The sequence below is a fragment of the Shewanella sp. BJSY2023SW001 genome, from assembly GCF_047314685.1.
Taxonomy (GTDB): Bacteria; Pseudomonadota; Gammaproteobacteria; order Enterobacterales; family Shewanellaceae; genus Shewanella; species Shewanella indica.
This window is the reverse complement of the sequence record NZ_JBKORF010000080.1, coordinates 176,203-176,442: the sequence shown is the minus strand read 5'-3', so window position 1 is coordinate 176,442 and position 240 is coordinate 176,203. Positions and strand designations below refer to the sequence as shown.

Here is a 240-nt window from a genome sequence, read left to right as displayed (position 1 = left end):
AAAAGGGCGTACTTTCAGCATCTATCAACTGGCGACGGGCTGTGGTCATAACCAACCTCGACTGAGCTTTGATGGGTATTTCAAAGCCTAGTCAAAGCTGGGCGAAACATCAAAAAGATATGGCTGTCCTATCTTTTTCTCCAGGTCGATTTTGAGCACCAAATGGTAGTGATTACTCATGACCGCATAAGCGCAAACGTCGATGCAGAATATTGACGACAACTGCCTGATTTTATCCAC

The 240-nt window shown here is 45.0% G+C and carries 1 pseudogene; it reads right to left on the bottom strand.

The annotated features are described in order from the left end of the window. Positions 1 to 135: 135 nt before the first annotated feature. Positions 136 to 240: pseudogene (locus ACMHXH_RS18405) on the bottom strand (alpha-amylase family glycosyl hydrolase); the annotation flags it as partial.